Origin of the sequence: Streptomyces purpurascens, assembly GCF_045040895.1 — a bacterium.
Taxonomy (GTDB): domain Bacteria; phylum Actinomycetota; class Actinomycetes; order Streptomycetales; family Streptomycetaceae; genus Streptomyces; species Streptomyces purpurascens.
In genome coordinates this window covers 2,419,132-2,445,806 of record NZ_CP108341.1, presented here as the reverse complement: position 1 = coordinate 2,445,806, position 26,675 = coordinate 2,419,132, and the positions used below count along the sequence as shown (strand labels likewise).

General features: G+C 71.7%; 28 protein-coding genes. 20 read left to right on the top strand and 8 right to left on the bottom strand.

Translation table 11 applies throughout. The annotated features are described in order from the left end of the window. Positions 1 to 10 precede the first annotated feature (10 nt). Both OHU35_RS11195 and OHU35_RS11190 read right to left on the bottom strand, forming a co-directional pair. Positions 11 to 715 (bottom strand): hypothetical protein, encoded by a 705-nt coding sequence (locus tag OHU35_RS11195; RefSeq protein WP_405509206.1) that lies wholly within the window; start codon positions 713 to 715, stop codon positions 11 to 13. 81 nt (positions 716 to 796) lie between these two features. Continuing rightward, entirely contained in the window at positions 797 to 2,122 is a 1,326-nt protein-coding gene (locus OHU35_RS11190; protein WP_189729039.1) for a DUF2252 domain-containing protein, read from the bottom strand. A gap of 215 nt (positions 2,123 to 2,337) precedes the next feature. Between OHU35_RS11190 and dnaE the strand changes: the two genes are divergently transcribed. Next, positions 2,338 to 5,880: a DNA polymerase III subunit alpha gene (gene dnaE, locus OHU35_RS11185; protein WP_189729037.1), complete on the top strand. Its 3,543-nt coding sequence runs from the start codon at positions 2,338 to 2,340 to the stop codon at positions 5,878 to 5,880. Positions 5,881 to 5,976: 96 nt separating this feature from the next. Here the strand turns inward: dnaE and OHU35_RS11180 are convergent, their stop codons facing one another. Further along, entirely contained in the window at positions 5,977 to 6,141 is a 165-nt protein-coding gene (locus OHU35_RS11180) for a hypothetical protein (protein WP_229873351.1), read from the bottom strand. 222 nt (positions 6,142 to 6,363) lie between these two features. On the opposite strand from OHU35_RS11180, the gene OHU35_RS11175 reads away from it, so the two are divergent. The 4 genes from OHU35_RS11175 (at position 6,364) to OHU35_RS11160 (ending at position 10,349) form a co-directional block, all read left to right on the top strand. Beyond that, positions 6,364 to 7,575, top strand: a complete 1,212-nt coding sequence (locus tag OHU35_RS11175) for an NYN domain-containing protein (RefSeq protein WP_189729032.1) — start codon at positions 6,364 to 6,366, stop codon at positions 7,573 to 7,575. 124 nt (positions 7,576 to 7,699) lie between these two features. Further along, a complete protein-coding gene (locus OHU35_RS11170) occupies positions 7,700 to 8,674 on the top strand; it encodes an ABC transporter ATP-binding protein (protein WP_189729030.1) in 975 nt (324 codons plus the stop codon). A 107-nt stretch (positions 8,675 to 8,781) separates the two neighbouring features. Further along, on the top strand, positions 8,782 to 9,603 hold the full coding sequence (locus tag OHU35_RS11165; RefSeq protein WP_189729027.1) for an ABC transporter permease: 822 nt from the start codon (positions 8,782 to 8,784) through the stop codon (positions 9,601 to 9,603). A 56-nt stretch (positions 9,604 to 9,659) separates the two neighbouring features. Then, entirely contained in the window at positions 9,660 to 10,349 is a 690-nt protein-coding gene (locus OHU35_RS11160) for an AAA family ATPase (RefSeq protein ID WP_189729025.1), read from the top strand. 130 nt (positions 10,350 to 10,479) lie between these two features. Here the strand turns inward: OHU35_RS11160 and ybaK are convergent, their stop codons facing one another. The 4 genes from ybaK to OHU35_RS11140 form a co-directional block, all read right to left on the bottom strand. After that, a complete protein-coding gene (gene ybaK, locus OHU35_RS11155) occupies positions 10,480 to 10,983 on the bottom strand; it encodes a Cys-tRNA(Pro) deacylase (protein ID WP_189729023.1) in 504 nt (167 codons plus the stop codon). An 11-nt stretch (positions 10,984 to 10,994) separates the two neighbouring features. After that, positions 10,995 to 11,735: an LON peptidase substrate-binding domain-containing protein gene (locus OHU35_RS11150; protein WP_189729016.1), complete on the bottom strand. Its 741-nt coding sequence runs from the start codon at positions 11,733 to 11,735 to the stop codon at positions 10,995 to 10,997. An 11-nt stretch (positions 11,736 to 11,746) separates the two neighbouring features. Then, positions 11,747 to 12,778 carry a hypothetical protein gene (locus tag OHU35_RS11145; RefSeq protein WP_189729014.1) on the bottom strand — a complete coding sequence of 344 codons (1,032 nt, stop codon included), beginning with the start codon at positions 12,776 to 12,778 and terminating at the stop codon, positions 11,747 to 11,749. Between the two features lie 121 nt (positions 12,779 to 12,899). Beyond that, positions 12,900 to 14,477: an oxidoreductase gene (locus tag OHU35_RS11140; RefSeq protein ID WP_189729012.1), complete on the bottom strand. Its 1,578-nt coding sequence runs from the start codon at positions 14,475 to 14,477 to the stop codon at positions 12,900 to 12,902. A 178-nt stretch (positions 14,478 to 14,655) separates the two neighbouring features. Here OHU35_RS11140 and hisD point away from each other — a divergent pair, with 178 nt between their 5' ends. From hisD to OHU35_RS11090, 10 genes are all read left to right on the top strand, one after another. Then, a complete protein-coding gene (hisD, locus tag OHU35_RS11135; RefSeq protein ID WP_189729010.1) occupies positions 14,656 to 15,981 on the top strand; it encodes a histidinol dehydrogenase in 1,326 nt (441 codons plus the stop codon). Further along, complete coding sequence (locus tag OHU35_RS11130) at positions 15,978 to 17,102, top strand: histidinol-phosphate transaminase (protein ID WP_189729008.1); 1,125 nt, start codon at positions 15,978 to 15,980, stop codon at positions 17,100 to 17,102. Before hisD ends, OHU35_RS11130 begins: the two co-directional genes overlap by 4 nt. Further along, the gene (gene hisB, locus OHU35_RS11125) at positions 17,099 to 17,692 is read left to right on the top strand and encodes an imidazoleglycerol-phosphate dehydratase HisB (protein WP_030248649.1); all 594 of its coding nucleotides are present in this window, start codon (positions 17,099 to 17,101) and stop codon (positions 17,690 to 17,692) included. The genes OHU35_RS11130 and hisB overlap by 4 nt, the downstream gene beginning before the upstream one ends. Then, on the top strand, positions 17,689 to 17,853 hold the full coding sequence (locus OHU35_RS11120) for a hypothetical protein (protein ID WP_189729006.1): 165 nt from the start codon (positions 17,689 to 17,691) through the stop codon (positions 17,851 to 17,853). The genes hisB and OHU35_RS11120 overlap by 4 nt, the downstream gene beginning before the upstream one ends. Continuing rightward, positions 17,850 to 18,494 (top strand): imidazole glycerol phosphate synthase subunit HisH, encoded by a 645-nt coding sequence (gene hisH, locus OHU35_RS11115; protein ID WP_267943668.1) that lies wholly within the window; start codon positions 17,850 to 17,852, stop codon positions 18,492 to 18,494. The genes OHU35_RS11120 and hisH overlap by 4 nt, the downstream gene beginning before the upstream one ends. Further along, positions 18,494 to 19,234 (top strand): bifunctional 1-(5-phosphoribosyl)-5-((5-phosphoribosylamino)methylideneamino)imidazole-4-carboxamide isomerase/phosphoribosylanthranilate isomerase PriA, encoded by a 741-nt coding sequence (gene priA, locus OHU35_RS11110; RefSeq protein ID WP_189729002.1) that lies wholly within the window; start codon positions 18,494 to 18,496, stop codon positions 19,232 to 19,234. The genes hisH and priA overlap by 1 nt, the downstream gene beginning before the upstream one ends. Beyond that, the gene (locus OHU35_RS11105) at positions 19,231 to 19,635 is read left to right on the top strand and encodes a RidA family protein (RefSeq protein WP_184596613.1); all 405 of its coding nucleotides are present in this window, start codon (positions 19,231 to 19,233) and stop codon (positions 19,633 to 19,635) included. Before priA ends, OHU35_RS11105 begins: the two co-directional genes overlap by 4 nt. Further along, positions 19,632 to 20,387, top strand: coding sequence for an imidazole glycerol phosphate synthase subunit HisF (hisF, locus tag OHU35_RS11100; RefSeq protein ID WP_189729000.1), 756 nt, complete (start codon positions 19,632 to 19,634; stop codon positions 20,385 to 20,387). Before OHU35_RS11105 ends, hisF begins: the two co-directional genes overlap by 4 nt. A 118-nt stretch (positions 20,388 to 20,505) precedes the next feature. Beyond that, on the top strand, positions 20,506 to 21,096 hold the full coding sequence (locus OHU35_RS11095; protein ID WP_189728998.1) for a transcriptional regulator: 591 nt from the start codon (positions 20,506 to 20,508) through the stop codon (positions 21,094 to 21,096). Then, positions 21,074 to 22,324 (top strand): MFS transporter, encoded by a 1,251-nt coding sequence (locus OHU35_RS11090; RefSeq protein WP_405505244.1) that lies wholly within the window; start codon positions 21,074 to 21,076, stop codon positions 22,322 to 22,324. The genes OHU35_RS11095 and OHU35_RS11090 overlap by 23 nt, the downstream gene beginning before the upstream one ends. A 39-nt stretch (positions 22,325 to 22,363) precedes the next feature. Here the strand turns inward: OHU35_RS11090 and OHU35_RS11085 are convergent, their stop codons facing one another. Continuing rightward, entirely contained in the window at positions 22,364 to 22,999 is a 636-nt protein-coding gene (locus OHU35_RS11085; protein ID WP_189728994.1) for a TIGR03085 family metal-binding protein, read from the bottom strand. Positions 23,000 to 23,138: 139 nt separating this feature from the next. On the opposite strand from OHU35_RS11085, the gene hisI reads away from it, so the two are divergent. From hisI to OHU35_RS11060, 5 genes are all read left to right on the top strand, one after another. Then, on the top strand, positions 23,139 to 23,582 hold the full coding sequence (gene hisI, locus OHU35_RS11080) for a phosphoribosyl-AMP cyclohydrolase (RefSeq protein ID WP_189728992.1): 444 nt from the start codon (positions 23,139 to 23,141) through the stop codon (positions 23,580 to 23,582). An 11-nt stretch (positions 23,583 to 23,593) separates the two neighbouring features. Continuing rightward, a complete protein-coding gene (locus OHU35_RS11075; protein WP_189728990.1) occupies positions 23,594 to 25,075 on the top strand; it encodes an anthranilate synthase component I in 1,482 nt (493 codons plus the stop codon). 41 nt (positions 25,076 to 25,116) lie between these two features. Further along, positions 25,117 to 25,758, top strand: coding sequence for a TIGR02234 family membrane protein (locus tag OHU35_RS11070; RefSeq protein ID WP_189728988.1), 642 nt, complete (start codon positions 25,117 to 25,119; stop codon positions 25,756 to 25,758). A 126-nt stretch (positions 25,759 to 25,884) separates the two neighbouring features. Then, positions 25,885 to 26,136 (top strand): HGxxPAAW family protein, encoded by a 252-nt coding sequence (locus tag OHU35_RS11065; protein ID WP_189728986.1) that lies wholly within the window; start codon positions 25,885 to 25,887, stop codon positions 26,134 to 26,136. A gap of 83 nt (positions 26,137 to 26,219) precedes the next feature. Further along, the gene (locus tag OHU35_RS11060) at positions 26,220 to 26,654 is read left to right on the top strand and encodes a DUF2752 domain-containing protein (RefSeq protein WP_189728984.1); all 435 of its coding nucleotides are present in this window, start codon (positions 26,220 to 26,222) and stop codon (positions 26,652 to 26,654) included. The last annotated feature ends 21 nt before the right edge of the window (positions 26,655 to 26,675 follow it).

Genomic DNA, 26,675 nt, shown 5'->3' with positions numbered 1-26,675 from the left:
CGGGAGCGCCTCAGACGAAGGCGGGCGAGCACGGCGGTCCACGCCGCCCCAGGGAGTACGTGAGGATCCGGTCGCGGGCGGTGGGCGTGCGGTCGGCGGCGCGCGACGGCAGGCACCGCCCGGCCGGAGCCCGCTCCACCGCGACAGCGGCGACCGCCAGCAGCAGCGGCCGGACCCTTGTGGAGACCGCGGCCGCCACGGCCCGCAGCAGCTGGGCCAGGGCCCGCTCGCCGCGGCGCAGCCAGACGGCGGCGACCAGGCCCACGCCGATGTGCGCGCCGAGCAGCAGCCAGGCGGTGGCCGGGTCGGCGTGCGCGACCGCGGCCGCGAGCCGGTCGGTGCCGGTGGCCCCGGCCATCCGGGCCAGCGGGGTGCCGACCTCGCCGCCCCCGCACAGCACGTCCAGGCCGACCGAACGCAACGGACCGGCGACCGGGCCGCCCGCCCTGCCGTAACAGGCGTGCTGACCTGTGGTGAACACCGTGTCGGCGGCCAGTTCCAGCGGGATCAGCAGGGCCGCGATCCGCCCGAAGGAGCGCTCGCGGCCCGCCAGGGCGTACGCGATCACGAACACGGCGACGGAGACCGCGGCCACCGTGCTCAGCGGGAGCGGGACCTGGGACAGCAACACGTGCGACGCGGTGCTGAGCGTCACGACCACTGCCGTGAACAGCGCCGCGCGTACGGCTCTGAGCTGGATCCCGGATATGTCCATAGCGAAGGGAGAGTCTGTCATGGGGGCCTGTAAGGGACCCCTAAAGGATGCCTGTGGGAGAGCGGATGGCGAAAGCCCCGGCTACAGGCCCGGGATCCGGCCGTTGCGGAACAGGTCCACGAAGGTCTGGTGGTCGGCACGCGCGCGTGCGCCGTAGCTGTGCGCGAAGTCGACCAGCAGCGGCGGGAAGCCGTCCTCGTCGGCCGCGATCGCCGCGTCGATGGCCCGCTCCGTGGAGAACGGCACCAGGGACTCCCCGGACTGGTCGTCCGCCGCCGAGTGCATCGTGGCCGTCGCCCGGCCGAGGTCGGCCACCACCTGGGCGATCTCCTCCGGGTCGTCGATGTCGCCCCAGTCGAGATCCACCGCGTACGGCGAGACCTCGGCGACCAGCTGGCCCGAGCCGTCCAGCTCCGTCCAGCCCAGCCACGGGTCGGCGTGGGCCTGGAGGGCGCGCTGGGAGATGACCGTGCGGTGCCCCTCGTGCTGGAAGTAGTCGCCGATCGACTGGTCCGTGATGTGCCGGGAGACGGCCGGGGTCTGGGCCTGCTTGATGTAGATCACGACATCGTTCTCCAGGGCGTCGCTGTGGCCCTCCAGGAGGATGTTGTACGACGGCAGCCCCGCCGAGCCGATGCCGATGCCGCGCCGGCCGACGACGTCCTTCACGCGGTAGGAGTCCGGGCGGGCCAGCGAGCTGTCCGGCAGCGTCTCCAGGTAGCCGTCGAAGGCGGCGAGGACCTTGTAGCGCGTGGCCGCGTCCAGCTCGACGGAGCCGCCGCCCGGCGCGAAACGGCGCTCGAAGTCGCGGATCTCCGTCATCGATTCCAGCAGGCCGAACCGGGTCAGCGAGCGGGCGTCACGCAGCGCGTCCAGCAGCGGGCCCTGCGCGGTGTCCAGCGTGAACGGCGGCACCTCGTCGCTCTTCGCACCCGTGGCCAGGGCGTGGATCCGCTCGCGGTAGGCGACCGCGTAGATCGTCACCAGCTCGGAGATCTGCTCGTCGCTGAGCGCCTTCGCATACCCGATCAGCGCGATGGACGCGGCGAAGCGCTTCAGGTCCCAGGTGAACGGGCCGACGTAGGCCTCGTCGAAGTCGTTGACGTTGAAGATCAGCCGGCCGTTCGCATCCATGTACGTGCCGAAGTTCTCCGCGTGCAGGTCGCCGTGGATCCACACGCGCGAGGTGCGCTCGTCCAGGTACGGCCCGCCCCGCTTCTCGGCGTCGAGGTCCTTGTAGAAGAGGCACGCCGTGCCCCGGTAGAAGGCGAAGGCCGAGGCCGCCATCTTCCGGAACTTCACACGGAACGCGGCCGGGTCGGCGGCCAGCAGCTGGCCGAAGGCGGTGTCGAATACGGCGAGGATCTCCTCACCGCGGTGCTCGTCGTCGAGCGGCGGGAACGACATCGCTGGGTGCCTCCTGGTGCAGATGTTCAGGGCGGCAGGTCCGCCCCCTGACTAACGTGCGGCGGGTCGCGGGAGTGCCCGCGACCCTCGCATGAAGGTACGCGGGTCAGCCCTCGGAGTGTCAGTGCCGAGGCATAGACTTCGACGCTGTCCCCCAGACTGTGCGCAGCCTGTCGGACCCCATTCGACCTACGTTTTCTCTGGAGGCCGCTGCCGTGTCAAAGCCGCCGTTCACGCACCTGCACGTCCACACCCAGTACTCGTTGCTGGACGGTGCCGCGCGGCTGAAGGACATGTTCAACGCGTGCAACGAGATGGGCATGTCGCACATCGCCATGTCCGACCACGGCAACCTCCACGGGGCGTACGACTTCTTCCACACGGCGCAGAAGGCCGGGGTCACGCCGATCATCGGCATCGAGGCGTACGTCGCGCCCGAGTCCCGCCGCAACAAGCGCAAGATCCAGTGGGGCCAGCCGCACCAGAAGCGGGACGATGTCTCCGGTTCCGGTGGTTACACCCACAAGACGATGTGGGCGGTGAACTCGACCGGCCTGCACAACCTCTTCCGGCTGTCCTCCGACGCGTACGCCGAGGGCTGGCTCCAGAAGTGGCCCCGGATGGACAAGGAGACCATCTCCCAGTGGTCCGAGGGGATCGTCGCCTCCACCGGCTGCCCCTCCGGCGAGGTCCAGACCCGGCTGCGCCTCGGACACTTCGACGAGGCCCTCAAGGCCGCCGCCGACTACCAGGACATCTTCGGCAAGGAGCGCTACTTCCTGGAGCTGATGGACCACGGCATCGAGATCGAGCGCCGGGTCCGCGACGGCCTGCTGGAGATCGGCAAGAAGCTCGGCATCCCCCCGCTGGTCACCAACGACTCGCACTACACCTACTCGCACGAGGCGTCCGCCCACGACGCCCTGCTGTGCATCCAGACCGGCAAGAACCTCTCCGACCCCGACCGCTTCAGGTTCGACGGCACCGGCTACTACCTGAAGTCCACCGACGAGATGTACGCCATCGACTCCTCGGACGCCTGGCAGGAGGGCTGCGCCAACACCCGCCTGATCGCCGAGATGGTCGACACCACGGGCATGTTCGAGAAGCGCGACCTCATGCCCAAGTTCGACATCCCGGAGGGGTACACGGAGGTCAGCTGGTTCCGCGAGGAGACCCTGCGCGGCATGGAGCGCCGCTTCCCGGAGGGCATCCCGGACGACCGCACCAAGCAGGTCGAGTACGAGATGGACACCATCATCTCGATGGGCTTCCCGGGCTACTTCCTCGTGGTCGCCGACTTCATCATGTGGGCCAAGAAGCAGGGCATCGCGGTCGGCCCCGGCCGAGGCTCCGCGGCCGGCTCGATCGTCGCCTACGCCCTCGGCATCACCGACCTCGACCCCATCCCGCACGGCCTGATCTTCGAGCGGTTCCTCAACCCCGAGCGCATCTCCATGCCCGATGTCGACATCGACTTCGACGAGCGCCGGCGCGTCGAGGTGATCCGGTACGTGACGGAGAAGTACGGCGCCGACAAGGTCGCCATGATCGGCACCTACGGCACCATCAAGGCCAAGAACGCGATCAAGGACTCCGCGCGTGTGCTGGGCTACCCGTACGCGATGGGCGACCGCCTCACCAAGGCCATGCCCGCCGACGTCCTCGGCAAGGGCATCAACCTCGACGGCATCACCAACCCCGAGCACCCCCGTTACTCGGAGGCGGGCGAGATCCGGGGGATGTACGAGAACGAGCCGGACGTGAAGAAGGTCATCGACACCGCCAAGGGCGTCGAGGGCCTGGTCCGCCAGATGGGTGTACACGCCGCCGGCGTGATCATGTCCAGCGAGACGATCACCGACCACGTCCCGGTCTGGGTCAGGCACACGGACAAGGTCACCATCACCCAGTGGGACTACCCGAGCTGTGAGTCGCTCGGCCTGCTGAAGATGGACTTCCTCGGCCTGCGCAACCTGACGATCATGGACGACGCCGTCAAGATGGTGAAGTCCAACAAGGGGGTCGACATCGACCTCCTGAGCCTCCCGCTCGACGACCCCACGACCTTCGAACTGCTCCAGCGCGGCGACACCCTCGGCGTCTTCCAGTTCGACGGCGGCCCGATGCGCTCCCTGCTCCGGCTGATGAAGCCGGACAACTTCGAAGACATCTCCGCCGTGTCGGCCCTGTACCGCCCGGGCCCGATGGGCATGAACTCCCACACGAACTACGCCCTTCGAAAGAACGGCCAGCAGGAGATCACGCCCATCCACCCGGAGCTCGAGGAGCCCCTCAGGGAGGTCCTGGACGTCACCCACGGCCTGATCGTGTACCAGGAGCAGGTGCAGAAGGCCGCCCAGATCATCGCCGGCTACTCGCTCGGCGAGGCCGACATCCTCCGCCGCGTCATGGGCAAGAAGAAGCCCGAGGAACTGGCGAAGAACTTCGTCCTCTTCCAGGAGGGCGCCCGCAAGAAGGGCTTCAGCGACGAGGCCATCCAGGCCCTGTGGGACGTGCTGGTCCCCTTCGCCGGCTACGCGTTCAACAAGGCGCACTCCGCCGCGTACGGCCTGGTCTCGTACTGGACCGCGTATCTCAAGGCGAACCACCCCGCCGAGTACATGGCCGCCCTGCTCACCTCGGTGAAGGACGACAAGGACAAGTCGGCCGTCTACCTCAACGAGTGCCGCCGCATGGGCATCAAGGTGCTCCCGCCGGACGTCAACGAGTCGATGTCCAACTTCGCGGCCCAGGGCGACGACGTGATCCTCTTCGGCCTCTCCGCCGTCCGCAACGTCGGCACGAACGTCGTCGAGTCGATCATCAGGTGCCGCAAGGCCAAGGGGAAGTACGTCTCCTTCCCGGACTACCTCGACAAGGTGGAGGCGGTGGTCTGCAACAAGCGCACCACCGAATCGCTGATCAAGGCCGGCGCCTTCGACGCCATGAACCACACCCGCAAGGGCCTGACCGCGCACTACGAGCCGATGATCGACAACGTGGTCGCCGTCAAGCGCAAGGAGGCCGAGGGCCAGTTCGACCTCTTCGGCGGCATGGGCGAGGCGGCCGAGACCAGCGAGCCGGGCTTCGGTCTCGACGTGGAGTTCTCCCCCGACGAGTGGGACAAGACCTATCTGCTCGCCCAGGAGCGGGAGATGCTCGGCCTGTACGTCTCCGACCACCCGCTGTTCGGTCTGGAGCACATCCTGTCCGACAAGGCGGACGCGGGCATCTCCCAGCTGACCGGGGGTGACTATTCCGACGGCTCCGTGGTGACCATCGGCGGCATCATCTCCGGCCTCCAGCGCAAGATGACCAAGCAGGGCAACGCCTGGGCCATCGCCACCGTCGAGGACCTCGCCGGCTCGATCGAGTGCATGTTCTTCCCCGCGACCTACCAGCTCGTCTCGACGCAACTCGTCGAGGACGCCGTGGTGTTCGTCAAGGGCCGCCTCGACAAGCGGGAGGACGTGCCGCGGCTCGTCGCGATGGAGCTGATGGTGCCGGACCTGTCGAACGCGGGTACCAACGCGCCCGTGATCCTCACCATCCCGGCCACCCGGGTCACCCCGCCGCTGGTCAGCCGCCTCGGCGAGGTGCTCAGCCACCACAAGGGCGACAGCGAGGTCCGGATCAAGCTCCAGGGGCCGACCAAGACCACCGTGCTGCGTCTGGACCGGCACCGCGTGAAGCCGGACCCGGCGCTCTTCGGTGACCTGAAGGTGCTGCTCGGGCCGTCCTGCCTGGCCGGCTGAGGGCTCTCGATGCGCGTGAGGGGCGTACCCGGTACCGGGTACGCCCCTCACGCATATGCGCAAGTGGGTGGGTCTCAACGACCCGTCACGCAGATGTCAGTTGTGGCCGAAGCTGCGCTTCCGCTTACGGGTCGCCATGTCGCCGGGGGCGGCCACCTCGACCTCGGGCTGGGGCTCCGTCTGCGCCGCGGGGCTGCGGTCCGCCCGCTGGCCACGCTCGGTGGGACGCTGCTTGCGTTCACGGTTCTTGTTCTTGGCCATGGTGGTGCCTCCTGTGGGGGATCTAGGGGCCAGGGCCGGGACCAGATTCACACAGGCCGACAACGATCGCATGTCGGACAATTACCGTGCGTGACAGGGGTGGTCGGAGCGGGAACTCCCGAAACGCCACGCCGAAGATCGAGTTCCGGCCGTTAACCTCCGCGCCGTCGGGCAGACTCGAAGCAAGCCCGAAGCAAACCTCCTGGGAAGAGGGTGAGTCGTGTGGACCGCTGCATCGTCCTGGTGGACGCGGGGTATCTGCTGGGAGCCGCGGCGAGTCTCCTCGCCGGGGAGCCCTCACGGTCCCGCATCACCGTCGACCACACGGCCCTCATCCAGGGGCTGCGCGAACGCGCCGAGTCCGATACGCAGCAGCCCCTGCTGCGCATCTACTGGTTCGACGGCGCCCCCGACCGTGTCCCGCAACCGGAGCACCGCCGGCTGCGCGTGATGCCCCGGGTCACCGTCCGGCTCGGCGCTCTGACCCGCAGCGACGGCCGCTGGGCGCAGAAGGGCGTGGACGCCGCGATGCACGCCGAGCTCACCGAGCTGGCCCGCAACCGCGCCTGTTCCGACGTCGTCCTCGTCACCGGCGACGGCGACCTGCTGCCCGGCATGATGGCCGCCAAGGAGCACGGTGTCGCCGTGCATCTGTGGGCCGTCCAGGCCGCCGACGGCGACTACAACCAGTCCGAGGACCTGGTCGCCGAGGCCGACGAGCGGCGCGTCCTGGACCGGACGTGGATCACCAAGGCGGTCCGCGCCAAGGAGTACACCGGCGTGTGCGCCCCGCAGCCCGTGCCCCGGCCCGAGATCGCCGCGATCCTCTCCGCGCCGCTGCCCGAGTCCTCGCTCGCCGCCACGGCCGAGCGGACCGCCCCGCCGGCCCCGCACCCGGCGGCCGGCCCCGGGCAGAACGGCACCGAGGAGCGGGTCCCCGCCCCCAAAGGCGTCCCCACGCCCAAAGACCTGGCGGCCCTGCGCGCCCCCGGAACCCAGCCCGCCCAGCCCCCCGCCTCCGCCACCCTTCGCTGGTCCTCCGACAAGGGCTGGGTCGACCGGCCCACGGCCGAGCCCCCAGAAGCCGCCTCGATGCCGACGCTCGCCCAGCTGACCACGGCCGAGCAGCGGTGGGCCGACCGCGAGGAGGACATCACCACGGTCGGCGGCGACCCGTACGAGGTGGGGCAGGTCTTCGCACGGCGCTGGGTGGAGCGCCTCGGCGACCAGGGCCAGCTGCCGAAATTGTCCGGGATGTACCCGCGCATCCCGCACCGGGTCGACGGGGAGCTGCTGCGCTACGCCGCCCGCTTCGGCCTGCTCGCCCACAAGGACGACCAGATCGACGAGCGGGACCGGTACGCCATCCGGGCCGGTTTCTGGCGGGAGATCGGCGTGCGCACGGGCGTGGAGCACACGCCCGTCGGCGACTGAGATCCTTGCGAGCGGATTTCCCCGGAATGGACCGACCCGAGAGCCGGCCGGGGTTCCCGACCCCGTAGTCTCGTCCCTTGTGAGTAAGCGCGCGGCACAGGCATTTCGGCACGATGGTGACGTCGTGTGCGCGGTCCGCGGGCTGACCAAGACCTATCCGGCGGTCCGGGGCCGGCGGGGCGCACCGGGAACTCCCGAGGTCCGGGCCACGGACGACGTACGGCTGGACATCCGGCGCGGCGAGATCTTCGGCCTGCTCGGGCCGAACGGCGCCGGCAAGTCCACCCTCGTACGGCAGCTCACCGGGCTGATGCGGCCCGACCGCGGCAGCGTGGAGATCCTCGGGCACGACATCGTGCGCCACCCGGAACGGGCCGCACGCATCCTCGCCTACCTCGGGCAGGAGTCGACCGCCCTCGACGAGCTGACCGTGTCGCTCGCCGCCGAGACCACCGGGCGGCTGCGCGGCCTGGACGTACGGGCCGCGCGGGCCGAGCGGGACGACGTACTCGAGGAGCTGGGGCTCGCGAACCTCGCCGGACGGCCGCTGAAGAAGCTCTCCGGGGGCCAGCGGCGCCTGGCGTGCTTCGCCGCGGCGCTGGTGGGGGAGCGGTCGCTGCTCGTGCTCGACGAGCCGACCTCCGGCATGGACCCGGTGGCGCGGCGGGCCGTGTGGTCCGCCGTCGACCGGCGACGCGCCGAACGGGGGACGACGGTGCTGCTCGTCACCCACAACGTCATCGAGGCCGAGACCGTACTGGACCGTGTGGCCGTCCTCGACCGGGGGAAGGTGATCGCCTGCGACACCCCGGCCGGGCTCAAGGAGCAGGTCGCCGGTGAGGTGCGGGTGGAGCTGGTGTGGCGGGACGCGGCGCCGCTGCACGTCCCCGAGGTGGCCGCGCTGCGGGATCGCGTCGTGGAGTCGGGCCGCCGCTGGACGCTCCGGCTCGGGCCCGAGGAGGCCCGGGCGGTCGTCGCCACCGTCACCGGCGGGGCCGCCTTCGCCGCCCTGGACGACTTCACGCTGGCCACGCCGAGCCTGGAGGATGTGTACCTGGCCCTGGGCGGTGCCGTGCAGCAGGGGCTGGTGAAGGCGTGAGGAGTACCGGGGCCTTGGGTGCGGGGGGCTTGAGTGCACAGCCCGCCGCATACGTACCGAACAGGGCGACCGCCGCAGTGGACCCGAGCGAAGGGGAGCAGCGCGACGTGAGTGTCGTACCCGCCGATGTCCTGCCGGGCAGTGCCCTGGCCGCGGAGGAGCCCGCCGCGTGCGCGGCCGAGCTCGGGCCCAGGGCGCGGCTGTGGCCTTCGCTGGCGGCCGTGTACCGGGCACAGCTGTCCCGGGCGCGGGTCGCGCGGATCCCGCTGCTGTTCGTGGCGACCTTCCAGTCGATCGGGATCATGATCCTGATGCGCGGGGTCGTGGACGACGGGGCGGAGGCGCAGGCGGTCGTGGCCGGCTCGTCGGTCCTGGTCGTCGCCTTCGTCGCGCTGAACCTGCTCGCGCAGTACTTCGGGCAGCTGCGGGCCAGTGGCGGACTCGACCACTACGCGACCCTGCCGGTGCCGCCGGCGGCGGTGGTGCTGGGCGCGGCGGGCGCGTACGCCTCGTTCACCGTGCCGGGGACCATCGTGACGGCGGTGTTCGGCTGCGCGCTGTTCGGGCTGCCGCTCGCCCATCTGTGGGTCCTCATGGCCGTGATCCCGCTCGCGGGCGCCGCGCTCGCCGGGCTGGGAGCGGCGCTGGGGCTGCTCGCGCCCCGGCCGGAGCTGGCCACGCTGCTCGGGCAGCTGGGCATGTCGGCGGCGCTGCTGCTGGGCGTACTGCCGGCGGACCGGATGCCGGAGGTGGTGCGCTTCGCGCGGGATCTGCTGCCGTCGACGTACGGGGTCGAGGCCTTCGCGCGGACGTTCGATCAGCATCCCGACTGGGCCTTCGTGCTCGGTGACCTCGCCGTGTGCGGGGTGGTGGGCGTCGTCTCGCTGGCCGTGGCGACCTGGGCGTACCGCCGGGCGGCCGTCCGGTGAGCGCGGAGCGGTCGTCCGGTGACGCGGCGCACAGGCGGGACTGGCACGATGGCAGGGTGACCGCACCACTGACTCCGCCACCGCCACCGCATGAACGTTCCGCGCAGGACGCGTGGCCGCCGCCGGCCGACGGGCCCCGGGCTCCCGGATCTCAGCCCGCCGAGTACGCCGGGCACGGCTGGTACGGACAGGACGGCCCCGGCATGAAGACCGAAGTGCGGGAAGCCGCCGTGATCTCGCTGGCCGTCGCGCTCGGCGGGGTGCTGCTCGGAGTGCTGTGGTGGTGGCTCGCGCCGCACGTGCCGCTGATCGGTGACGTGGTGGAGGGCAACTGGGTCGTCTACCTCAAGGACACCGAGGGCGAGCAGGCCGTCGGGGTCGACGGCACGTTCACGCTGCTCGCGCTGGGCTTCGGGGCCGTCAGCGCGCTGGTCGTGTTCCTGCTGCGGCGGCGCGGGGGTGTGCCGCTGGTGGTGGGCCTGGCTGTCGGCGGGCTGCTCGGGTCGCTGCTGGCCTGGCGGCTCGGGGTGTGGCTCGGGCCCGCGGAGGATGTCATCGCGCGGGCGAGGGATGTGGGGCGGGGCGTGACGTTCTCCGCGCCGCTGAAGCTGGGGGCGAAGGGGGCGTTGCTGGCCTGGCCGCTTGCCGCGCTGGTGTTGCATCTGGGGCTTACGGCGTTGTTCGGGCCTCGGGATCCGGAGCCGGAGTTTCCTGAGGGGCCGTACGAGGCACCGCCTGCTGCGTAGGTGCTCGGCCTGGGGGCGGGGCGTTGCGCAGCCCGGCGTAGCGGGGTGCCGCTGCGCCCACCCGTGCCGCCCCTAGCGGCACGCATGCCCGCAGCTAGGGGCGGCACGCATGCCCGCAGCGAGGGCGGCGCTAGGCGCGGCCTACGGGTGCCAGTACCGCCTCCGTCAGCTTGGCCAGGGCCTCCGGGGACAGTTCCACCTCCAGGCCCCTCCGGCCCGCCGAGACGCAGATCGTCGGGTGGGACGAGGCCGAGTCGTCGAGGACCGTCGGGAGCTTCTTGCGCTGGCCCAAGGGCGAGATACCGCCGCGGACGTAGCCCGTCGTGCGTTCGGCCAGGGTCGGGTCGGCCATCGTCGCGCGTTTGCCGCCGACGGCCGAGGCCAGGGCCTTCAGATCCAGCTGGCCCGCCACCGGGACCACCGCGACCGTCAACGCGCCGTCGACGTCCGCCACCAGGGTCTTGAAGACCCGGTCCGGTGAGACGCCCATCGCCTCGGCCGCCTCCTCGCCGTAGGACGGGTGGGCGGGGTCGTGGTCGTAGGAGTGGACGGTGAAATCAACGCCCGCCGTCGTGAGCGCGACCGTGGCGGGCGTGCCCCCCGGCTGCTGTTGCTTCTTCGACTTCTTCGCCATGCCGGTCCGCTTCAGTTGAGGCTCATCGGGCCGCGCGTCAGTTCCGACGCCGGCAACGACGGCAGATTACGGATGATGGCCGTCTCCGAGCGAAGGAGTTTCAGCTCGTCGCGCAGGCGGGACGCCGTGTCGGGGGCCTGGAGCAGGCGTTGCTTGGACGGGGTGTCCAGCATCATCGCCGCCGCCACCAGATACGACACCACGCCCGGCTCGTCGGGCAGCTCGGCACCGGTCGCCAGGGAGCGTTCCCGCGCGCCGGCCAGCCGCTTCTGGTACTGGCGGAAGGACCGCAGCACCCCCTCGGCCAACGGCGCGGCCTCGTCGCCGGGCTCCTCGGGCAGCGTCTCCAGCTCGGCCGTCAGGAAGGGGCCGGAGGCGTCGACGGACAGCAGCCGCACCCGGGAGGTGCCGGTCGCCAGCACTTCGAAGGAGCCGTCGGTGCGCTCCCGGATCGTCGCCGCGTCCGCCACACAGCCCACCTTGTGGAACGCCTTGACCGGGTCCGCGCCGAAACCGGCCAGCGGGCCCCGGTCGGGCAGGGCCGTCGGGTCGGGCATGCCGGGCGCGCTCGGGGCCACCTCGTGGCCGTCGCGGATCGCCACGACGGCGAACCGGCGCGGCTCGTCCTCCGGGGTCTTCAGCAGCTCGCGCATCATGGCGCGATACCGCTCCTCGAAGACGTTGAGCGGGAGCACGAGCCCCGGGAACAGCACTGAGTTCAGGGGGAAGAGGGGGAGCCGGACGGTGGTCACGACGCAAAAGCCTAATGGTCGCCGGAGCGGACTCGTCCGCCCCGTTCACTCCGTGGATGCCAGGACGGCCGACCTGCCGTCGCGGCCCGGACGTCGTCGCGTACCCGCAGGAAGTGTCCGAGCGGGTCGTCCGACACCTGGTCCCAGGGGAACGAGGTGGCGTACGGGCCGTTCAGCCGCAGCTGCTCGGTGGCGTCCGGCCAGCGCTCCAGGCACACCAGGACGAAGATCAGCAGGTTCCGCATCCGGGCGGGCCAGGGATCGGCCGCCGGCAGCAGCGGGGACAGCGCGATCGCCCGGTCGGCGGCCGCCTCCAGCCGCTCACGCGGCACCTCGGGTCCGCAGCCGTCGGTCAGGTAGCCGAAGGCCGCCCACAGCGGGAGCGCCTGGGCGAGCGCGTCGGCGGGCGCGTCCTGTGCGGCCCGGTCGGCGAAGTCGAAGCACTCCTGGTGCGAACCGTGCCAGGAGGCGGCCAGATAGCGCAGGGCGGCCACATGACAGCCGTAGTGGTGCGGGGCGCGGCGTACGGCCGCCGCCCACAGCTCCTCGAAGTACCTGTGCCCGGCCTGCGCGCCCCGCGCGTGGTCGAGCGCGAGCCGCCAGGGCACCGGGTCCCGCTGGTCGCCCCGGGCCGAGGCCGTGAGCAGCGGGCTCACCTCGCGCAGCAGCTCGGCGCGGGCCGGTGAGAGCCAGGCGCGGTCCACCGCCAGCTGGGCCCCGACCAGCAGCGCGTCGGGGTCGTGCGGGGCGGTGGCGAGCCAGGCGTCCAGCCATTCGGGGCGTGAGCGGGCGAAGGCGGCCAGCCGGGTCACGTACCGGTCGCGTCGCTCCCACTCGGCCGCCGCGCGGGTGGCGTGGAGCAGCCCGGCGGCCGGTCCGTGGTCGCCGCGGGCGGCGGCGACCAGCGCCGGACTCAGCCGCGCGTCGGGCGCGTCGAGCAGCACCTCGTCGTCGGCGAAAGGCCAGCCGACGAGGTGGGGGGCGGTCCTTGTCATCCGGCTCGCGCGGATGAACGGGAGCTGCAGAGCCATGGTGTCGACCATTGAAAGACCGCTGGTCACAGCGGCGCCAGATGGTTCGGGGAACTCGCCGAAAGTTGTACGCCTGACGGTCAAGAGAAGGCAAAGGTGTGACAGTTCAACAACTGTGGTCACACCGGCAACATCAGTTGCGCCGCAGCAATCGCGTGGCCCCCGCCGCCACCGTCGTCGCCAGGATCCAGCCCAGCAGGATCATCGCCGTCGCCAGCCACTGCCAGCCCCCGCGCAACTGCCAGAAGCCCACCTGGCCCAGGTCGATGACCGGCAGCAGCAGATCGAGCGTGAAGAGCGTAGGGCTCCACTCCGGATGCTCGCCCCGCTTCAGCGGCGGATGGCCGGCCTGCGCGAAGGCGAACGAGCCCGCCGCCCACAGCACCGCCATCCACACGGCGGCCCGGCCCGGCCGGTACCCGTAGGCGACCGTCCAGTCCTGCACATAGCCCCACAGCTTGGCCGCCGGCGGCAGGCTCTCGCGGTGCCGGCGCTGCTTGGCGAGCAGCACCTCGCGGGCGTCCACGTCCTCCCCGCCGGCCCGCAGCACCGACGCGAGACGCTCGTACGGCTCCGGGTTGTACTCGGCGGTCGCCGCCGCCACCCAGTCCAGCCGCTCGGCCAGCGGGAACGGGCCGCGCGGCACGAGGTTCTCGTAGGCGAAGCCGCCCATGTGCAGCCGCCCCGGGCCGGGCCAGGCGTCCGCCCGGTCCATCAGGTTGATGATCTTCGCCCCCGACAGCACCACCCGCCCGCGCGCCGGATGCTCCCCGAGGAACCGCAGCTCAGGTGTCTGCACCCGGCGCAGCGACAGCTCCTGGTCCTCGGTGAGGGCGAACCGGGCCCGCTCGAAGTCGACGGCGTCGCCGAACCGCCCGTCGTCGAGCCGTATCCCGCCCTCGCACTCGAACCGCTGGATCCGCGTGCCGCGCGCCGGCGTCATCCCGCTCATCGCCTGGGCGCCGACCCCCGCCGGGGTCAGATACAGGCTGCGCTCGACGGTCAGCTGCGGGGCGTTCAGCGCGAGCCGCTCGTAGGGGTTGGCCAGGCGCGCGCCGCGCAGGCTCAGCGAGACGCCGATGGTGGCGGCGCGCAGGCTCAGCTCGCCGTGCGACTCCAGCAGCTCGGCCTGTAAGTCCTGGCCGACGGTCAGGCCGTCCGCGGCGATCGACCGGCCGCTGCGGTCCCGGTGCACGATCGACTGGTTGAGCATCAGGTCCGTGCCGATCTGCGCGTCCGTGATCCGGATGCCGCGGTGGAAACGGCAGCGCGGCAGATGCAGATCGCCCTCGGTGTGCACCCGGGCCGCCTCGAGGCGCGGCACCGAGCAGTCCACCATCCGCAGGGTCGTGAAGCGGGCCTCGGGCAGCAGCACGTCCTGCTCGAACCGGCACTGGCGCATCTCGACGTACGGCACCACCGTGCCCCCCGCGAGATCCAGCGAGCCGCTGATCCGTATGCCGGCCAGCTTCAGCGCCGACACCCGGCCGGCCAGGGCGGGCGGGCCGTCGAGGAGCAGCCAGCAGACGATCCGGGCCCGCACGGTCCGCTCCTCGCCCCACGGCCTGCCGCCGTGCGGATCGTCCACCAGCGGGTCGCCGCTGCTCAGGTCGTACACGCTGCCGTTGCGGAAGGCCTGCCACATGCCGGCCTCGGCCGCGGTCAGGTCCTCGGGCACATCCCCGGCACGCACGCCGGCCCCCTCGGTCACGCTCTTCCCTTCCTCCCCGGGTACTCGCGGGTTGGTTTCTTCGTACAACAGTTCATGCCCGCTGGGTGACGCCCCGAACGCGAAACGTGAGGGGGATCTTCCGGCTTCGCGCCGCGTTCTGTATCAGCCATTGATACGCGCGGACGACGCCTCACCCGGGTCTGAGAGAATTGAGCACGTGATCTCCCGAATCGATCTGCGCGGCGACGCCCTCCCCGAGGGCACCGCCCTGCGTGACCTGCTGCCCCGAGCCGAGTTCGACGTAGCGGCCGCCCTGGAGAAGGTGCGTCCCATCTGCGAGGACGTGCATCATCGGGGCGACGCGGCGCTGATCGACTTCGCCGAGCGGTTCGACGGGGTCAGGCTCGACCAGGTGCGAGTGTCGGCCGCCGCGCTCACCCGCGCGCTGGAGGAACTCGACCCGGCCGTGCGCGCGGCCCTGGAGGAGTCCATCCGCCGCGCCCGGATCGTCCACCGCGCCCAGCGCCGCGACACGCACACCACCCAGGTCGTGCCCGGCGGCGCCGTGACCGAGAAGTGGGTACCGGTCCAGCGGGTCGGGCTCTACGCGCCCGGCGGCCGCTCCGTCTACCCGTCCTCCGTGATCATGAACGTGGTGCCCGCGCAGGAGGCCGGCGTCGAGTCCGTCGCGCTCGCCTCTCCCGCCCAGGCCGAGTTCGACGGCCTGCCGCACCCCACCATCCTCGCCGCCTGCGCGCTGCTCGGCGTCGACGAGGTGTACGCGGCCGGGGGTGCCACGGCCGTCGCGATGTTCGCCTACGGCACCGAGTCCTGCGCGCCCGCCGACATGGTCACCGGGCCCGGCAACATCTGGGTCGCCGCCGCCAAGCGCTACTTCACCGGCAAGATCGGCATCGACGCCGAGGCCGGCCCGACCGAGATCGCGGTCCTCGCCGACGACACGGCCGACCCGGTGCACGTCGCCTCCGACCTGATCAGCCAGGCCGAGCACGACCCGCTGGCCGCCGCCGTCCTCGTCACCGACTCCGTCGAGCTGGCGGACGCCGTGGAGAAGGAGCTGGAGCCGCAGGTCGCGGCCACCCGGCACGTCGACGACCGGATCGTCCCGGCCCTGTCCGGCAAGCAGTCCGCGATCGTGCTGGTCGACGGCGTCGACGAGGGTCTCAGGGTGGTCGACGCGTACGGCGCCGAGCACCTGGAGATCCAGACGGCCGACGCCGCGGCGGTGGCCGACCGGGTCCGCAACGCCGGCGCGATCTTCATCGGCCCCTGGGCCCCGGTCTCCCTCGGCGACTACGCGGCCGGCTCCAACCACGTCCTGCCCACCGGCGGCTGCGCCTGCCACTCCTCGGGCCTGTCCGTCCAGTCCTTCCTGCGCGGCATCCACATCGTCGACTACACGAAGGACGCGCTGGCCGAGGTCGCGCACCATGTGGTGACGCTGGCGGAGGCGGAGGACCTGCCCGCGCACGGCGCGGCGATCAAGGCGAGGTTCGGTTGGAAGGTACCCGAGAGCAAGTGAGCGACGTACGTATCGACGATCTCCCCGTACGGGACGAGCTGCGCGGCAAGTCCCCCTACGGCGCGCCCCAGCTGGACGTCCCCGTACGGCTGAACACCAACGAGAACCCCTATCCGCTGCCCGAGCCGCTGGTCGAGCGCATCGCCGAGCGGGTCCGTGAGGCGGCGCGGAACCTCAACCGCTACCCGGACCGGGACGCGGTCGAGCTGCGCACCAAGCTCGCCGAGTACCTGACGGACACCTCCGGCCACGAGGTCGGCCTGGCCAACGTCTGGGCGGCCAACGGCTCCAACGAGGTCATCCAGCAGCTGCTGCAGACCTTCGGCGGACCGGGCCGTACGGCGATCGGCTTCGAGCCGTCGTACTCGATGCACGGGCTCATCTCGCGCGGCACGGGCACGGGCTGGATCTCCGGTCCCCGCAACGAGGACTTCACGGTCGACCTGGAGGCCGCCGAGAAGGCGATCGCCGAGCACCGGCCCGACGTCGTCTTCATCACCACGCCCAACAACCCCACGGGCAACGCGGTCCCGCCCGAGACGGTCCTCGCGCTGTACGAGGCCGCGCAGGCGGCCAAGGCCGAGACTGCCGGGGCGATCGTCGTGGTGGACGAGGCGTACATCGAGTTCAGCCACGGCGACTCGCTGCTGCCGCTGATCGAGGGCCGCCCGAACCTCGTCGTCTCCCGCACGATGTCGAAGGCGTTCGGCGCGGCCGGCCTGCGCCTCGGCTACCTCGCCGCGCACCCGGCCGTCGTGGACGCCGTCCAGCTCGTCCGGCTGCCATACCACCTGTCGGCCGTCACGCAGGCGACCGCCCTGGCCGCCCTGGAGCACACCGAAACGCTGCTGGGCTACGTCGAGCAGCTCAAGGCCGAGCGGGACCGGCTGGTGCGCGAACTGCGCGCGACCGGCTACGAGGTCGTCGAGTCCGATGCCAACTTCGTGCAGTTCGGCAGGTTCGAGGACGCGCACACGGCCTGGCAGAAGATCCTGGACCAGGGCGTTCTGGTCCGGGACAACGGCATCCCCGGGTGGCTGCGGGTGTCAGCCGGAACCCCCGAAGAGAACGACGCGTTCCTCGACGCGGTTCGTGCACTGAAGAAGGAGCAGAGTCAATGAGCCGCACCGGACGCGTGGAGCGGACGACCAAGGAGACCACGGTCCTCGTCGAGATAGACCTCGACGGCACCGGCAAGACGGAGATCTCCACCGGCGTCGGCTTCTACGACCACATGCTCGACCAGCTCGGCCGGCACGGTCTGTTCGACCTGACCGTGAAGACCGAGGGCGATCTGCACATCGACTCGCACCACACCATCGAGGACACCGCCCTCGCGCTCGGCGCCGCCTTCAAGCAGGCCCTCGGCGACAAGGTGGGGATCTACCGCTTCGGCAACTGCACGGTCCCGCTGGACGAGTCCCTCGCGCAGGTCACCGTCGACCTGTCCGGCCGCCCCTACCTCGTGCACACCGAGCCCGAGAAGATGGCGCCGATGATCGGCGAGTACGACACCACGATGACGCGTCACATCCTGGAGTCCTTCGTGGCCCAGGCCCAGATCGCGCTGCACGTGCACGTGCCCTACGGGCGCAACGCGCACCACATCGTGGAGTGCCAGTTCAAGGCGCTGGCCCGGGCCCTGCGCTACGCGTCCGAGCGCGACCCGCGCGCGGCCGGCATCCTCCCGTCCACGAAGGGCGCCCTGTGAACGGCATCTCGACCCTGCTGATCGTCGTCGGTCTGTTCCTCGTCGGCGGGATCTACTCCTTCGTCAAGCAGAAGATGCCCAAGGGTTTGATCGTGCTGCTGTCCATCGGCGCCGCGATGTGCCTCGTGGCCGGCGTCGTGCGGCTGGAGGTGTGGAATTGAGCGCCCCTCAGAAGAAGGTAGTCGTCTTCGACTACGGCTTCGGCAACGTCCGCTCCGCCGAGCGTGCCCTCGCGCGCGCGGGAGCCGATGTCGAGATCACGCGTGACTACGACAAGGCCATGAACGCCGACGGGCTGCTCGTCCCCGGCGTCGGCGCCTTCGCCTCCTGCATGAAGGGCCTGCGCGAGGTGCGCGGCGACTGGATCGTCGACCGCAGGCTCTCCGGCGGCCGCCCGGTCATGGGCATCTGCGTCGGCATGCAGATCCTCTTCGCGCGCGGCATCGAGCACGGCGTGGAGACCGACGGCCTCGACGAGTGGCCCGGCTCGGTCGAGCCGCTCCAGGCCGACGTCGTGCCCCACATGGGCTGGAACACCGTGGAGGCCGCGGCCGGCTCGCGGCTGTTCGACGGCCTGGACGCGGACGCCCGCTTCTACTTCGTGCACTCCTACGCCGTCCACGACTGGTCGCTGGAGACCCACAACCCGGCCCTCGAGCCCCCCAAGGTGACCTGGTCCACGCACGGCAAGCCGTTCGTCGCGGCCGTCGAGAACGGCGCCCTGTGGGCCACGCAGTTCCACCCCGAGAAGTCCGGCGACGCCGGAGCGCAGCTGCTGAACAACTGGATCGGAACCCTCTGATGCCCCCGAAGTCTTCCGTGAAGCTCGAACTCCTCCCCGCCGTCGACGTCCGGGACGGCCAGGCGGTCCGCCTGGTGCACGGCGAGTCCGGTACGGAGACCTCCTACGGCTCCCCCCTGGAGGCCGCCCTCGCCTGGCAGCGGTCCGGCGCCGAGTGGCTGCACCTGGTCGACCTGGACGCCGCGTTCGGCACCGGGAACAACCGTGAGCTGATCGCCGAGGTCGCGAAGGCCATGGACATCAAGGTGGAGCTGTCCGGCGGCATCCGCGACGACGACACCCTCGCCGCCGCCCTGGCCACCGGCTGCACTCGGGTGAACCTCGGCACGGCCGCCCTGGAGACCCCCGAGTGGGTCGCCAAGGTCATCGCCGAGCACGGCGACCAGATCGCCGTCGGCCTCGACGTACGCGGCACGACCCTGCGCGGCCGGGGCTGGACCCGCGACGGCGGCGACCTCTACGAGACGCTGGCGCGCCTCGACAAGGAGGGCTGCGCGCGGTACGTCGTCACGGACATCGCCAAGGACGGCACGCTCCAGGGCCCCAACCTGGAACTCCTGAAGAACGTCTGCGCGGCCACCGACCGCCCGGTCGTCGCCTCCGGCGGCGTGTCGTCGCTGGACGACCTGCGGGCGATCGCCGGTCTCGTCCCGGCCGGTGTCGAGGGGGCCATCGTCGGGAAGGCCCTGTACGCGAAGGCGTTCACCCTGGAAGAAGCCTTGGAGGCTGTGGCGTCATGACATCCGAAGCCGTACGGCGCGTGCAGAGCGGAAGTCCCTGGGAAGAGTCCTTCGGTTTCGCACGGGCCGTGGCGGCGGGTGACCGTGTCATCGTGGCGGGCACGACCGCCTTCAAGGGCGACGTGCTGTACGGCGACGGTGACCCGTACGAACAGACCAGGGTGGCCTTCGCCAGTGCGGTCGAGGCGATCGGCGAGTTCGGGCTCGGCATCGAGTCCGTGATCCGGACCCGTGTGTGCCTGGCACATTCGCGCGATGTCGATGCGGTGGGCCGCGCCCACAAGGAGCTGTTCGACTCCGTACGCCCGGTCACGACCCTGCTGGTCGTGGAGGGCTTCATCGACTCGCGGGTCCTGGTGTCAGTCGAAGTGGAAGCGTATAGAGGAGCCGTGGATTCATGACCCTGGCGGTCCGAGTCATCCCCTGCCTGGACGTGGACAACGGCCGGGTCGTCAAGGGCGTCAACTTCCAGAACCTGCGCGACGCGGGCGACCCCGTCGAGATGGCCAAGGTGTACGACGCCGAGGGCGCCGACGAGCTGACGTTCCTGGACATCACCGCCTCGTCGGGCAACCGCGAGACGACGTACGACGTGGTGCGCCGTACGGCCGAGCAGGTGTTCATCCCGCTCACGGTCGGCGGCGGTGTGCGCACCGCCGAGGACGTGGACAAGCTGCTGCGCGCGGGCGCGGACAAGGTGGGCGTCAACACCGCCGCCATCGCGCGTCCCGAGCTGATCCGCGAGATCGCCGAGCGCTTCGGCCGGCAGGTGCTGGTCCTCTCGGTGGACGCCCGCCGCACCGAGTCGGGCTCCTTCGAGGTGACCACCCACGGCGGCCGTCGCGGCACCGGCATCGACGCCGTCGAGTGGGCCCACCGGGCCGCCGAGCTGGGCGCGGGCGAGATCCTGCTCAACTCGATGGACGCGGACGGCACGAAGGACGGCTACGACCTGGAGATGATCCGGGCCGTACGCAAGCACGTGACCGTCCCCGTCATCGCCTCGGGCGGCGCCGGCAAGCTGACCGACTTCCCCCCGGCCGTCGCGTCGGGCGCGGACGCGGTGCTGGCCGCGTCGGTCTTCCACTTCGGGGACCTGCGCATCGGCGAGGTCAAGGAGACGCTGCGGGAGGCGGGTCACCCGGTGCGGTGACGCCTGCGCCCGGAGCCCCGGTCGCCCGGTGCGGCCGGGGCTCTTTCATAGGCAGATGAGAAAGGAAAGTTGCGCAAAAACAATTGCGCAACTTTCCCTTCGTATCTACGGTTCAGGCATGGGAAGCAAGGAGAGGGACCGCCGCATCACCGACCTGGGCACGCTCAAGGCGCTCGCCCATCCGCTCCGGATGAAGCTCATGCGCGGGCTGACCCTCGCCCGCGTCGCGACGGCCTCACAGCTCGCCGAGCAGGTCGACGAGGCCGTCTCGCTGGTCAGTTACCACCTGCGCAAGCTCGCCGAGCACGGTCTCATCGAGGAGGCCGAGCCGCGGAGTGCGGACGGGCGGGAACGCTGGTGGCAGCCGGCCTCGGACGGCGTGAGCATCCATGCCGAGGACTTCAGTGACGCCCCCGAGAAGGCGGCCGCGCACACCGCGGCCAGCCGCCTCTTCTTCGAGCAGCGCGCCGACATGTACCGGCGCCACCTCGACGAACGCGCCCACTGGGACCCCGAGTGGACCACCGCAGCCGAGTCCTCGGAGTCCGTGCTGCGGCTCACGGCGGCCGAACTCGCCGAGCTCACCGGTGAGTTGCGTGCCCTCGCCCAGAAATACCAGGAGAAGGGCCGTGCCGCCGAGACGGCCGGGGACACCGAGGGGCGCGAGAACGTCGCGCTGCACACGTATGCCTTCCCCTTCCGTACCTGACACCGCCGCCGTCCGGCCGGCCCACCGCGACCCCAACGTGCTGCGCTGGCTCGGGGCCTACACCTCGTCGGCGGTCGGGGACACCGTCTACTACGTCGCCCTGTCCTGGGCGGCCGTACAGACCGGGACACCCGCCGAGGCCGGGCTGGTCACGGCGGTGAGTGCCGTGCCCCGGGCCCTGCTGATGCTCGGCGGGGGAGTGGTCACCGACCGGTACGGGCCGCGCCCGGTCGTCCTCGGCAGCAGCGCCGCGCGCTGCCTGCTCGTCGTCCTGGCGGCGGCGATGCTGACGGTGGCGGACCCGGGGCTGTGGGCGCTGGGCGGTGTGGCGCTGCTGTTCGGGATCGTCGACGCCGTCTTCCTGCCTGCCGCGAGTGCGCTGCCCGCGCGGATCACCGGCCGGGGGCAACTCGCCCGCGTGCACGGCATGCGCGGCCTGGCCACCCGGCTCGCCACCGTCTTCGGCGGACCGCTCGGCGGCCTCGGCATCGCGCTCGGCGGCACGGCCGGGGCGTTCGGGCTGGCCGCGCTGCTCATCGGGGTGTCGCTGCCGGTGCTGTGGGCGGTACGGGTCTGCCGGACAGCCTCCGCGGCCGAGGGCGTGGAGCGCCCGCGCGGCACCGCCCTCGCCGAACTGCGGGACGGACTGCGGCACATCGCACAGGACCGGGTGCTGCGCCCGCTGGTGCTCGCCATGGCGCTGGCCGACCTGGGCTTCGTCGGGCCGATGAACCTCGGACTGACCCTGCTGGCCCGGGAGAAGGGGTGGGGCTCCGCCGGCATGGGCTGGGTGCTCGCCGGGTTCGGCGCCGGAGCCGGGGCCGCCTCGCTGCTGCTCGCGCTGCGCGGCCGGGTGCCGCGGGCCGGGCTGGTCATGGCCGTGGCGGAACTCGTCGGCTGCGCGGCGATCGCCGCGCTCGCCCACGCGCCGTCCGTCCTCGCCGCCGCCGCGGTGGCCCTGGCCATCGGCCTGGCCGCCGGACTCGGCGGCGCGCTGAGAGGGGCGCTGCTCCAGGTCACGGCGGGCCCGGCCTACGTCGGCCGGGTCACCTCCGCCGCCACCCTGGTCGGCTTCGGCGTCGCCCCGCTCACCTTCCCGCTGGTCGGCGCGGCGGTGGCCCGCTGGTCCGCGGGCCCGGTCTTCGCGGGGTGCGCGGCGATCTGCGCCCTGGGCGTCCTCGTCACCCTGTGCTCGGCCCCGCTCCGCCGCGCCGAACTCCCGCGCTGATCAGCCCACGCCCACGGCAGCGCCGCCCGGCCGGCCGTCTCAGATGCCGAGCTGCTTCGACTCGTGCAGCTTCGCGATCGCGTTCTCGTCGCCGTCCAGGTCGACCTTGGCCGCGCTCTGCCGGCCGTAGGAGAACAGGACCAGCTCGGACGGCTCGCCGGTCACCGTGACCACCGGTGTGCCGCGCTGGGCGACCGTCGTCTGGCCGTCGGGGCGGCGCAGGACCAGGCCCGTCGGGAGGCCGCGGCCCATCAGCCGGGCGGTGCGTTCCAGACGGGACCACAGGGCGTCCTGGAAGACCGCGTCGAGCTCGCGCACGGACCAGTCGGACTGGGCGCGCCGGACGTCCTCCGTGTGGACGTAGAACTCGACGATGTTCGAGATCTCGTCGACCGGCTTGAGGGAGAAGGGCGAGAAGCGCGGCGGGCCCGTACGGATCAGCTGGATCAGCTCCTCGTACGGCTTGCCGGTGTACTCGGCCATCACCCGGTCCAGGCGCGACGCGAGCTGCTTGATCAGTATCCCCCCGGCGGCGTCCGGGCGGCGCTCGCGCACCACCACGTGCGCGGCGAGGTCCCGGGTCGTCCAGCCCTCGCACAGGGTGGGCGCGTCCGGGCCCGCGGTCTCCAACAGATCGGCGAGGAGAAGTCGTTCACGCTTGGCATGGGTCGACATGCGGCCAGCCTACGGCCGTGTTCCCGGTCCGCCCACCCGTCACCCGACCACCACCCCCCATTGAGACGCTTCGCGCCGCCTTTTCCAATCAGTGGACACTCCACCGGGCCTGTCAGTGGCGCCCGGCACAATGGACCACATGACCAGCACGCCCGCCCGTCGCCCGGCCGCCGCCCCTCACGGAGGCGCTTCGCGCCACGGTGCTCCATCCAGCCGCCTCGACCCGGAGATCGCCGCGCGCCTCAAGCGCAGCGACGACGGCCTCCTGCCCGCCATCGCCCAGCAGTACGACACCGGAGAGGTGCTGATGCTCGGCTGGATGGACGACGAGGCACTGCACCGCACCCTGACCACCGGCCGCTGCACGTACTGGTCCCGCAGCCGCCGGGAGTACTGGGTGAAGGGCGACACCTCCGGCCACTTCCAGTGGGTCAGGTCCGTCGCCCTGGACTGCGACGCCGACACCGTGCTCGTCAAGGTCGACCAGGTCGGCGCCGCCTGCCACACCGGCGACCGCACCTGCTTCGACGAGGACGTGCTGCTCAAGGACGGCGGTTCGGACGCCGCCGCCGCGGATCAGTAAGGTCAGCCGCCATGGACCTCGAGACGTTCCGCAAGCTCGCCACCGACCGGCGGGTCATCCCGGTCACCCGCAAGCTCCTCGCCGACGGCGACACCCCGGTCGCGCTCTACCGCAAGCTCGCCGCCGAGCGCCCCGGCACGTTCCTGCTGGAGTCCGCCGAGAACGGCCGCTCCTGGTCCAGGTACTCGTTCGTCGGAGTCCGCAGCGCCGGCACGCTGACCACGCGTGACGGGCAGGCGCACTGGCTCGGCACCCCGCCCGTCGGCGTCCCCACCGACGGCGACCCGCTCGCCGCCCTGCGCGCCACCATCGAGGCCCTGCACACCCCGCACCAGGAGGGCATGCCGCCCTTCACCGGCGGCATGGTGGGCTATCTCGGCTACGACATCGTCCGCCGTCTGGAGAAGATCGGCCCCGGCGAGCGCGACGACCTGAAGCTGCCCGAGCTGACCATGCTCCTCACCAGCGATCTCGCCGTCATGGACCACTGGGAGGGCTCGGTCCTGCTGATCGCCAACGCGATCAACCACAACGACCTCGACACCGGTGTCGACGAGGCGTACGCGGACGCGATCGCCCGCCTCGACGCCATGGAGGCGGACCTCTCGCGCCCGGTGGCCCAGCCCCCCGCCGTCCTGCCGCCCTCCGAAGTCCCCGAGTACTCCGCGCTCTGGGGCGGCCCCGACTTCCAGGAGGCCGTCGAGGACATCAAGGAGCGCATCCGGGCCGGCGAGGCCTTCCAGGTGGTGCCCTCCCAGCGCTTCGAGACGCCGTGCACGGCGAGCGCGCTGGACGTCTACCGGGTCCTCCGCGCCACCAACCCGTCGCCGTACATGTACCTCTTCCGCTTCGACGGGTTCGACGTCGCCGGCTCGTCCCCCGAGGCCCTGGTCAAGGTCGAGGACGGCCGGGCCATGGTCCACCCCATCGCCGGCACCCGCTGGCGCGGCGCCACCCCGCAGGAGGACCAGGCCCTCGCCGACGAACTCCTCGCCGACCCCAAGGAGCGCGCCGAGCACCTGATGCTCGTCGACCTGGGCCGCAACGACCTGGGGCGGGTCTGCGAGCCCGGCTCGGTCGAGGTCGTCGACTTCATGTCCATCGAGAAGTACTCGCACGTCATGCACATCGTCTCGACGGTGACGGGCCGCGTCGCCCCGGGCCGCACGGCCTTCGACGTCCTCACCGCCTGCTTCCCGGCCGGCACCCTCTCCGGCGCCCCGAAGCCCCGCGCCATGCAGATCATCGACGAACTCGAACCGTCCCGGCGCGGGCTGTACGGCGGCTGCGTCGGCTATCTCGACTTCGCGGGCGACTCCGACACCGCCATCGCCATCCGCACGGCCCTGCTGCGCGACGGCACGGCCTACGTCCAGGCGGGCGCGGGCATCGTCGCCGACTCCGACCCGGTCGCCGAGGACACCGAGTGCCGCAACAAGGCGGCGGCGGTCCTGCGGGCCGTCCACACGGCGAACCGGCTGGGAAAGGCCTGAGATGAACCCCGGGTGACGGTTCGCCCGGGGTTCAGGCGATAGTGGGATACGTGACTGCCGTACCGCACCCACGTTCCCAAGCCTCCGGATCCGCCCGGGCCGGCCGCCTGAGCCTCGCCGTCGCCCTCCTGTGCGGCGCGCTCGGCGCGGCCGTGGCCCTGCTCGCCACCCGGCAGAGCTGGTCGGAGGGCACCGCGACGGTGGCCGGTGGCGCCTTCCCCCTGACCGCCACGGGCAGCGACGTCACGGGCGTCCCCGCGGCGCTCGCCATAGTGGGCCTCGCCGCGCTCGTCGCCGTCTTCGCCGTCCGCCGGGGCGGCCGCGTCGTCGTGGCCGCCCTGCTGGCGCTCTCCGGCGCGGGCACCGTCGCCGCCGCCCTGCTCGGCGCCTCCGACAGCTCCGCACTCGACGAGAAGGCCGCCGAGGCCTCCGGCGACACCTCAGCCTCCGTGGCGGCCCTCAGCCACACCGCCTGGCCCTACGTCGCGGCCGCCGGCGGCGTCCTGCTCCTCGTGGCCGGACTGCTCGCCCTGCGCTACGGCCGGCTGTGGCCCGCGATGTCCGGCCGCTACGAGCGGGACGGCACGCCCCGGCCGCGCCGCAAGGCCCCCGCCGTCGACCCCGACCGGCCCGAGGACCTGTGGAAGGCCCTCGACCGGGGCGAGGACCCGACCGGGGCGTAAACCGCACGGGTGCGCCGCGGGCACGAGAAGCGGAGGGAGTACCCCCGCTCACCGGACGCGCGCACGTGCGGGACAATGGGCGCGAGCGTCCTGCTCAGACACGCACACAGCAACGAGGAGCAAGCAATGGCGGGCAGCAGCCACGGTCACACCCCGGCCGCCTGGACCGGTGTCACGATCGCCTTCATCGGTTTCTGCATCGCGGGCGCGTTCATGGTGTTGGACCAGCCGCTGGGCTTCTGGGCGGGCATGGTGGTCGTGCTGCTCGGCGGTGTCGTCGGCGCGGTCATGCGGGCGATGGGCATGGGCCAGCCCAAGGACCTGCACCAGCCGCACGCGATGACCGGCGACCGCGAGCCGGCGCGCGCCGAGGGCTGATCCCCGGAACACACCGCGTTGTCGCGTGAGGGGCGGCCGGCACTGGGATGCCGGGACCGCCCCTCACGCGCGTGCGGGGCACAATGCATACCGTGAACGCCGACAGCCGAAGGGTGACGCGCAGCGTCCCGAGCCGCCTGGCCGTCCCCGCCGGGGTGCTGACGGCCGTCGCCGCCGCCTTCGCCTACGTGGGCACGGTGGACCCCAACGAACCCGGCCACTACCCCGTCTGCCCGCTGCTGCACTACACCGGCCTGTACTGCCCCGGCTGCGGCGGACTGCGCAGCGCGCACGCCTTCGTCCACGGCGACTTCGCGGCGGCGTTCCAGGACAACGCGCTCGCCGTCCTCGGCTATCTGGGCTTCGCCGTACTGTGGACCGTATGGGTGGTCCACGCGGTCCGCGGGCGCCCGCTGCGGATCGATCCCCGGCCGGCGCAGGTGTGGAGCCTCGGCGCGTTGCTGCTGGTCTTCACGGTTGTCCGGAACCTGCCCTTCGGTGGCTGGCTCCATCCTTGATCAACTGGCGTCTGTCCAGGT

Excerpts from the sequence above, each read along its gene's own strand:
- OHU35_RS11145 (WP_189729014.1), bottom strand. The coding sequence starts at position 12,778 with ATGGTCGACACCATGGCTCTGCAGCTCCCGTTCATCCGCGCGAGCCGG.
- OHU35_RS11105 (WP_184596613.1), top strand. The coding sequence starts at position 19,231 with ATGACATCCGAAGCCGTACGGCGCGTGCAGAGCGGAAGTCCCTGGGAA.
- hisI (WP_189728992.1), top strand. The coding sequence starts at position 23,139 with ATGACCAGCACGCCCGCCCGTCGCCCGGCCGCCGCCCCTCACGGAGGC.
- ybaK (WP_189729023.1), bottom strand. The coding sequence starts at position 10,983 with ATGGCGAAGAAGTCGAAGAAGCAACAGCAGCCGGGGGGCACGCCCGCC.
- OHU35_RS11090 (WP_405505244.1), top strand. The coding sequence starts at position 21,074 with ATGCCTTCCCCTTCCGTACCTGACACCGCCGCCGTCCGGCCGGCCCAC.
- hisB (WP_030248649.1), top strand. The coding sequence starts at position 17,099 with ATGAGCCGCACCGGACGCGTGGAGCGGACGACCAAGGAGACCACGGTC.
- OHU35_RS11180 (WP_229873351.1), bottom strand. The coding sequence starts at position 6,141 with ATGGCCAAGAACAAGAACCGTGAACGCAAGCAGCGTCCCACCGAGCGT.
- OHU35_RS11190 (WP_189729039.1), bottom strand. The coding sequence starts at position 2,122 with ATGTCGTTCCCGCCGCTCGACGACGAGCACCGCGGTGAGGAGATCCTC.
- OHU35_RS11060 (WP_189728984.1), top strand. The coding sequence starts at position 26,220 with ATGCATACCGTGAACGCCGACAGCCGAAGGGTGACGCGCAGCGTCCCG.
- OHU35_RS11195 (WP_405509206.1), bottom strand. The coding sequence starts at position 715 with ATGGACATATCCGGGATCCAGCTCAGAGCCGTACGCGCGGCGCTGTTC.
- OHU35_RS11085 (WP_189728994.1), bottom strand. The coding sequence starts at position 22,999 with ATGTCGACCCATGCCAAGCGTGAACGACTTCTCCTCGCCGATCTGTTG.
- hisF (WP_189729000.1), top strand. The coding sequence starts at position 19,632 with ATGACCCTGGCGGTCCGAGTCATCCCCTGCCTGGACGTGGACAACGGC.
- OHU35_RS11075 (WP_189728990.1), top strand. The coding sequence starts at position 23,594 with ATGGACCTCGAGACGTTCCGCAAGCTCGCCACCGACCGGCGGGTCATC.
- priA (WP_189729002.1), top strand. The coding sequence starts at position 18,494 with ATGCCCCCGAAGTCTTCCGTGAAGCTCGAACTCCTCCCCGCCGTCGAC.
- OHU35_RS11065 (WP_189728986.1), top strand. The coding sequence starts at position 25,885 with ATGGCGGGCAGCAGCCACGGTCACACCCCGGCCGCCTGGACCGGTGTC.
- OHU35_RS11095 (WP_189728998.1), top strand. The coding sequence starts at position 20,506 with ATGGGAAGCAAGGAGAGGGACCGCCGCATCACCGACCTGGGCACGCTC.